Origin of the sequence: Nonomuraea sp. NPDC049158, from assembly GCF_040648335.1 — a bacterium.
Taxonomy (GTDB): Bacteria; Actinomycetota; Actinomycetes; order Streptosporangiales; family Streptosporangiaceae; genus Nonomuraea.
This window is the reverse complement of record NZ_JBEZDM010000059.1, coordinates 40,283-46,356: the sequence shown is the minus strand read 5'-3', so window position 1 is coordinate 46,356 and position 6,074 is coordinate 40,283. Positions and strand designations below refer to the sequence as shown.

The 6,074-nt window shown below is 67.3% G+C and carries 6 protein-coding genes and 1 rRNA gene; 4 read left to right on the top strand and 3 right to left on the bottom strand.

The window, feature by feature from the left end; translation table 11 throughout:
• Positions 1 to 86 (top strand): 5S ribosomal RNA (gene rrf / locus AB0B61_RS54545); the annotation flags it as partial.
• A 419-nt stretch (positions 87 to 505) separates the two neighbouring features.
• Here the strand turns inward: rrf and AB0B61_RS54540 are convergent.
• Together AB0B61_RS54540 and AB0B61_RS54535 are read right to left on the bottom strand one after the other, a co-directional pair.
• Positions 506 to 1,144: a response regulator transcription factor gene (locus AB0B61_RS54540; protein ID WP_358449724.1), complete on the bottom strand. Its 639-nt coding sequence runs from the start codon at positions 1,142 to 1,144 to the stop codon at positions 506 to 508.
• Positions 1,141 to 2,268 (bottom strand): sensor histidine kinase, encoded by a 1,128-nt coding sequence (locus AB0B61_RS54535; RefSeq protein WP_358449720.1) that lies wholly within the window; start codon positions 2,266 to 2,268, stop codon positions 1,141 to 1,143. The genes AB0B61_RS54540 and AB0B61_RS54535 overlap by 4 nt, the downstream gene beginning before the upstream one ends.
• 166 nt (positions 2,269 to 2,434) lie before the next feature.
• On the opposite strand from AB0B61_RS54535, the gene AB0B61_RS54530 reads away from it, so the two are divergent.
• Genes AB0B61_RS54530 through AB0B61_RS54520 form a run of 3 tightly spaced genes read left to right on the top strand, consistent with a single transcriptional unit; the run spans position 2,435 to position 5,615 of the window.
• A complete protein-coding gene (locus tag AB0B61_RS54530; RefSeq protein WP_358449718.1) occupies positions 2,435 to 3,901 on the top strand; it encodes an alpha/beta fold hydrolase in 1,467 nt (488 codons plus the stop codon).
• A complete protein-coding gene (locus AB0B61_RS54525) occupies positions 3,898 to 4,866 on the top strand; it encodes an ATP-binding cassette domain-containing protein (protein WP_358449716.1) in 969 nt (322 codons plus the stop codon). Before AB0B61_RS54530 ends, AB0B61_RS54525 begins: the two co-directional genes overlap by 4 nt.
• The gene (locus tag AB0B61_RS54520; protein ID WP_358449714.1) at positions 4,863 to 5,615 is read left to right on the top strand and encodes an ABC transporter permease; all 753 of its coding nucleotides are present in this window, start codon (positions 4,863 to 4,865) and stop codon (positions 5,613 to 5,615) included. Before AB0B61_RS54525 ends, AB0B61_RS54520 begins: the two co-directional genes overlap by 4 nt.
• Here the strand turns inward: AB0B61_RS54520 and AB0B61_RS54515 are convergent.
• Entirely contained in the window at positions 5,596 to 6,072 is a 477-nt protein-coding gene (locus tag AB0B61_RS54515) for a M24 family metallopeptidase (protein WP_358449712.1), read from the bottom strand. The genes AB0B61_RS54520 and AB0B61_RS54515 overlap by 20 nt on opposite strands.
• Positions 6,073 to 6,074: the final 2 nt, after the last annotated feature.

Sequence of the window (6,074 nt, the reverse complement as noted above, 5' to 3'; positions counted from 1 at the left end):
GTTACATTCCGAACCCGGAAGTTAAGCTTCCCAGCGCCGATGGTACTGCACTCGGGAGGGTGTGGGAGAGTAGGTCACCGCCGGACAATCTTTGAATGACGGAGAAGGGGTTCCACGCACACGCGTGGGGCCCCTTTTTCGCGTTATGGGGGTCTCACGCCTTGGCGCGTGCGGCCCTTCCTGCGTTGTATGGGTCTAACGTCTTGCGCGTGGGGCCCTTTTTCTGCCTTATGGGGCCTTGGGCCGTTCCCGGGCTTTTCTGCGTTCCCGCGCCTTGGGCCGTTCCCGGTCCTTTAGCCATTCCTAGCCTTGGAGAGTTCGGTCCGCACTCCGCACGAGGCGGTCTGGAGGCGGTCTGCTGGAGCGACTGCGGGAGGGGACGGCCGACGGTAACGCGGTAACGCATGCGGACTCCACCGCATCCAGCAGCTGGGCTGACGCGGTGTGACGAGGCCAGCTTCGTAGGTGGTGGCGCATCCGGGCCCTACCACGTCCAGCAACTGGGCTAACGCGGCGTGACGAGGCCAGCTTCGTAGGCGGTGATGACGAGTTGGGCGCGGTCTCGGGCCTGCAGCTTGGCCAGCAGGCGACTGATATGCGTCCTCACAGTCCCGGGGCTCACTTGGAGCTGGGCACTCAGCTCGGCATTGGACAGTCCGTGGGCGATGAGGGTGAGCACCTCGCGCTCCCGATCCGTCAACTTGTCGAGCCCGCGGAAGACCGGCTGGGCCGGCCGCCGGACGAACTCCGCGATCAATCGTGTGGTGACGCTCGGTGCCAGCAGTGTCTCGCCCGACGCGACCACCCGGATCGCCTTCAGGAGATCGTCGGGGGGTGCGTCCTTGAGCAGGAATCCGCTGGCGCCCGCCCGCAGCGCCGAATAGACGTACTCATCGAGGTCGAACGTAGTCAAGATGAGCACCCGGGTATCGCCGACGATCTGCTTGGTCGCGGTGATGCCGTCCATCTCCGGCATCCGGACGTCCATGAGCACCACATCGGGAGACTCCGTCCGCACGAGCGACACCGCCTGCAGGCCATCGGCCGCTTCCCCGACCACGGTGAGATCGTCCTCCGAGTCGATCAGCAAACGGAAGCTGCCACGCAACAGCGCCTGATCGTCGGCGACAAGCACTCGAATCAAGAGATCTCCCATGATGCATACACGCCGAACCCGCTCCCCGGCAGAGGTCCGGCCTCGAAGGTGCCGCCGTGCAGTGTGGCCCGTTCACGCATACCCGTGAGACCGTGTCCGCCCGCCTCGCCCGGCAGCCGTCGCCGCCCCGGCCCGTCGTCGACAACGGAGATGCTCAATATCCCATCGACGACCGACACGCTGGCCCGGCAATGGGCGGGAGCGGCGTGTCTGACGACGTTGGTGATCGCCTCCTGCACGATGCGGTAGACGGATAATTCCATGCTTTCGGGAACGGCCCCGCTCACCGAGAGATCGACGCGCACGCCGGCCTCGGCTGCCCGATGTGCCAGCGACGGCAGGTCGGCGAGGCCGGGCAGCGGCGCGTTGTCGGGTGTGCTGCCGGGTGCGCGCAGCGCGCCGAGGAACTGGCGCATCTCCACGAGCGAGTTGCGACCGATCTCCTCGATGGCCCGCAACGCCTCGCGCCCTTCCTCAGGGTGCTTGTCCATGACCTTGGCCGCCACCCCCGCCTTCACAGTGATCATGCTCAGCGAATGGGCGACGACGTCGTGCAGTTCACGTACGATCCGCAGGCGCTCATCGATCACCGCCTTCTCGGCCTGCCTCCCGGCCTCGCGCGCGGCGAACTCACGGCGGGTGCGCGCTGTCGTGCCGAGACTCCAGCTCGCCGCCAGGACGAGCCAGGCCATCCCGACGATGAAGACAGGGTCCGGCCAGCCGTCCGTCCGTGGTGCCGCGCCCATCGCCGAGGCCAGCAGGGCACCTCCTGTGACGAGCAGGCCCGCCACGAGGGCGATCGCCGAACGCCGTATGGGCCGGGTGCACGCCACCAGGTAGACGGTCAAGGCCGTCACGATGACCGGCATCAGCCGGTTCACCTGCAGGGCGAGCACCAGGAGGCCGGCCAGGAGCGCACCGTAGTATGCGGACTCCGGCCAGATCCGCCGCACCGCCGCAGGTATCACGAGTAGCCAGCAGCTCAACGCTGACGCGGTGCTCACTTCCAGGCCGGGTGGATTCATCGTGGACGCCAGCGCGAGCAGCACCGCGACAACGGTGTCGGCCAGAATGAGCAGCCTGTGCGAGGGCCGTCGGGCGAGCAGGTTCACGGCCCGACGTTATCGATGAACGAGCGCGGGCAAATCGGAGCACGGGCCGTCAGACCGCAGTCGTACTCCGCTCTCGCAGTGCTGCATCGTATGACCCTGGTCGGATAGACAAGATCGGATCTGGCTCCGATGTGCGCACCCGCCGCCGTGCAGCATCGTGGCCCGCATGAATCGACGCGGACTCATCGCCCTGTGTCTCGCCGCTTGCCTCGCCGTGTCATTCGGCGGCATCGCGCTGGCCTCGGCGCGGGCGTATCGCCTCGTCTGGAAGGAGTGTGGTGACGGCTTGCGTTGCACCGAGCTGGTCGTTCCCGTGGACTGGGCCGATCCGGGCGGGCCCAAGACCTCGGTGCACGTGGCCAAACTGCCCGCGACGGGCACGAGCATGGGGCCACTGATCGTCAACTTCGGGGGTCCGGGCACCAGCACATCAGTGCTCAGGCGGAAAACCGGCCCCGACGCCCCACCGGAACTACCGGCACTACTCAACGAGCTGCAGCGCCGGTTCGACGTCATCGCCATCGATCCGCGCGGGCTGTCCGAGCCCCAGAGCGGCAAGAGAGGGAGCTGCGCGGAGCCAGATGCCTCCATCTTCGGCCTGATCCTTGCGCGGACGAAGCAGGACTGGGACGCCCACTCCGCCAAGAATGCCGCCCATCAGGCAAGCTGCCGCAAAATGGCCAAGTCGGCGTGGTACGGCATGACGGCATGGAATGTGGCACACGACATCGACGCGCTGCGCGCCGCACTCGGCCAGGACAAACTCATCTACGCGGGCAACTCGTACGGCACCGTCTACGCCCAGGCCTATCTGGAGCTGTTCCCACAGCGGGTCGGTCGGATGTACTTCGACGGAACCGCCGATCACACCCAGCAGGAGCTCGAGCCCTGGTTGCGCAACTATGCACAGACGCAGGAACGACATCTCACCCGCTTCCGCGACTGGTGCGCCCGCCGCACCGACTGCGCCTTGCGCGGCACGGACGCCGACAAGGCGTGGGACGAGCTCGTTGCCAGGGTGCGCCGCGCGCCACTGCCAGCGTCGGCCGGCCGGACGGTGCATGAGGGGCAGCTGTACGCCGGCGCGGTCAAAGGCATGAATCCGGCGTTCTGGCCCCAGCTCGCCACCGCGATCCGTAAGGCCCTCGACGGTGATGCCGGAGACTTCCTGACAAAGCTGGCGCCGGATCAGGGCGGCTCGTCCGTGAGCCAAGACTCCCTGTGCAACGACTTCATGCCGAAGTTGCCGACGTACGAGGAGTTCCAGGGCATCGAGGCCAGACTCCGTGAAATCGCGCCGAGGTTCGGCTGGATCGAGGGACGCTTCGAGCTCGGGCGGTGCTGGGGGCGTAGCGGTGGCGCGTCCTGGGCGCCGCACCCCTTGCGCGTCAAGGACGTCCCACCGATCCTCTTCGCGATCGGGGAGCTCGACAACAACACCAACTATCTCGGGCAGCAGCACGTCGCCGAGCAGATTCCTTCCGCGCAGGTCCTGTGGCACGGCGACGGCCACGCGTCGTGGGCAGCCAACACCTGCCTGCGGCGGCACGTCTTCACCTACCTGACAACGGGCGCGCTGCCCGCTCCGGGCACGCGCTGCCCCGCCGAACGCATCCAACGGGTGGGAAAATGATCGAAGTCGCAGATCTGACGAAGGTGTACGGCTCCACGCGGGCAGTCTCGGGACTGACATTCCACGTCAAGCCCGGACAGGTCACGGGCTTTCTCGGGCATAACGGGGCCGGTAAGTCCACCACCATGCGAATGATCCTCGGCCTTCACGCGCCCACCTCAGGCAAGGCGTTGATCAACGGCGTCCGCAAGAGCGACCTTCAAGACCCCATGCGTGAGGTCGGTGCCATGCTCGACGCCGCCGAGGTGCAGGGCGGGCGCAGCGCGTTCGATCATCTCCAAGCGCTGGCGTATGCCGGCGGGATCGCGCGCGGCAGGGTCGTACAAGTTCTCGAGGAGGTCGGCCTGGCCGGAGCGGCGCGTAAGCGAATCGCTGGGTTCTCCCAGGGGATGCGGCAACGCCTCGGCATCGCGGTGGCCCTGCTCGGCGACCCGGGCGTGCTCATTCTCGACGAGCCGGTCAACGGCCTCGACCCCGACGGCATCCGCTGGCTCAGGACGCTGCTGAGATCGCTGGCGACCGAAGGGCGCACCGTCTTGCTGTCGAGCCATCTAATGACCGAGATGTCCCTCACCGCCGACCGGCTCATCATCATCGGCCACGGTCAGCTGATCGAGGACACCACGACAGCGGAGCTCCTGGCGCGCTTTCAAGGGGGTGTATTGGTCCGATCGCCCCATGCGGACCGCTTGGCCAGGGTGCTCGAAGCCGCCGGGGCAACCGTGCGTCCCGCGCACGAGACAGGCGTGCCCGCCGCGAGCGAAACCGCCGTTTCTTCGGCACTCCCCTCGCAGGCTGGTGCCGTGCCTTCGGTCCTCTCCTCGCAAGCCGGTGAGGAGTTGCTGGTGTCCGGCTTGACCGCGGCCGCCATAGGCGACATCGCCCTGGCGAACAGCTGCGCTGTCCACGAGCTGGCGCCGCGTCAGGCGTCGCTGGAAGAGGCCTTCACGGAGATAACCAAATGATCAACGTCATCGCATCGGAATGGCTCAAGCTGCGCTCGCTCCGATCCACTTACTACGTCTTGGCCGCCACGCTCTCGGCCCTGGCGCTCACCGGCTTCGCCGCCTTCGCCATCTCGCACTACTTCGACACCAACGGTTTCGGCGGGGAGCCCGTCGGCACCGGGCTCAGCTTCAGCGCCGACATCACCCCCATACTCTTCGGCATGCTGGGTGTGCTTGCCATCTCCGGCGAGTACGGGACCGGCATGATCAGGCTGACGCTGACCACGATCCGGCGCCCTTGGATGCTCCTCCTGGCCAAGGCCGCCGTCGTGGCCGCCGTAGCCGCGGTCGCGGGCCAGGTGCTGGCGTTCGCCACATACTTCACCGCACAGGCAGTGGTGGGTGGGCGCCCGATCGGCGCCTCGTTCTCCGAACCGGCCGCCCTGACCGAGGTGCTGGCGACAGGCGTCGGCTCCGCTGTTGCCGCGGTGATGGGGTTAGGCCTGGCCACCATTCTGCGGTCGACACCGGGAGCGCTCATCGGGCTGGTCGCCCTCCTGCTGGCCCCGACCGGGATCGAGCGCTTCGTCCCAGCTCCTTGGAACGACTGGCTGAGCTCCCTGACGGTCCCATCGCTGACGAGGCAACTGGCCGGCGTTCCCGACTCCGGTGGCTTCGGTCCCGCCTCGGCCACCATCATCCTCGTGAGCTACGTCGTGATCTCCCTCCTAGCGGCAACCCTGGCGATCACCCGCCGCGACGCCTGACCGCAGCTGACCGAACGGACCGCCTCGTTCGAGGGGGGTAACGCGACGGACCGCCTCGTTCGAAGGGAGCAATGCGACGGATCGCCTCGTGGAAGGGGGCAACGCGATTGAGACCGCATTGATCAAGGGTGCGGGTCACGTCGGCGGTGTAGAGATGCCTGTTCTCCACGCCCATGTCCATCAGCAGCAGTCCGCCGTGCGCGGTGAGGCCGTCGTTACGCTTCCAGCACAAGATCGTGGCGTGCGGGCCGGCGCCGACGATCGAGCCGTAGCCGACGTCGTTGTCGTCGTGGCGGGCCCGCAGGCCGAAGCCGCCTTCGATGAGGCGCTCGGACACGCCGCGGTCGGCCGGCACCACGCGGGCGACGTCCTCGAAGCCGCGGACGGTGGCGTCGACGGCGTCCTGTAGCTGGGCGATCTCCCACTCGTCTTCGACGAGTTTCAGCTCGGAGATCACCG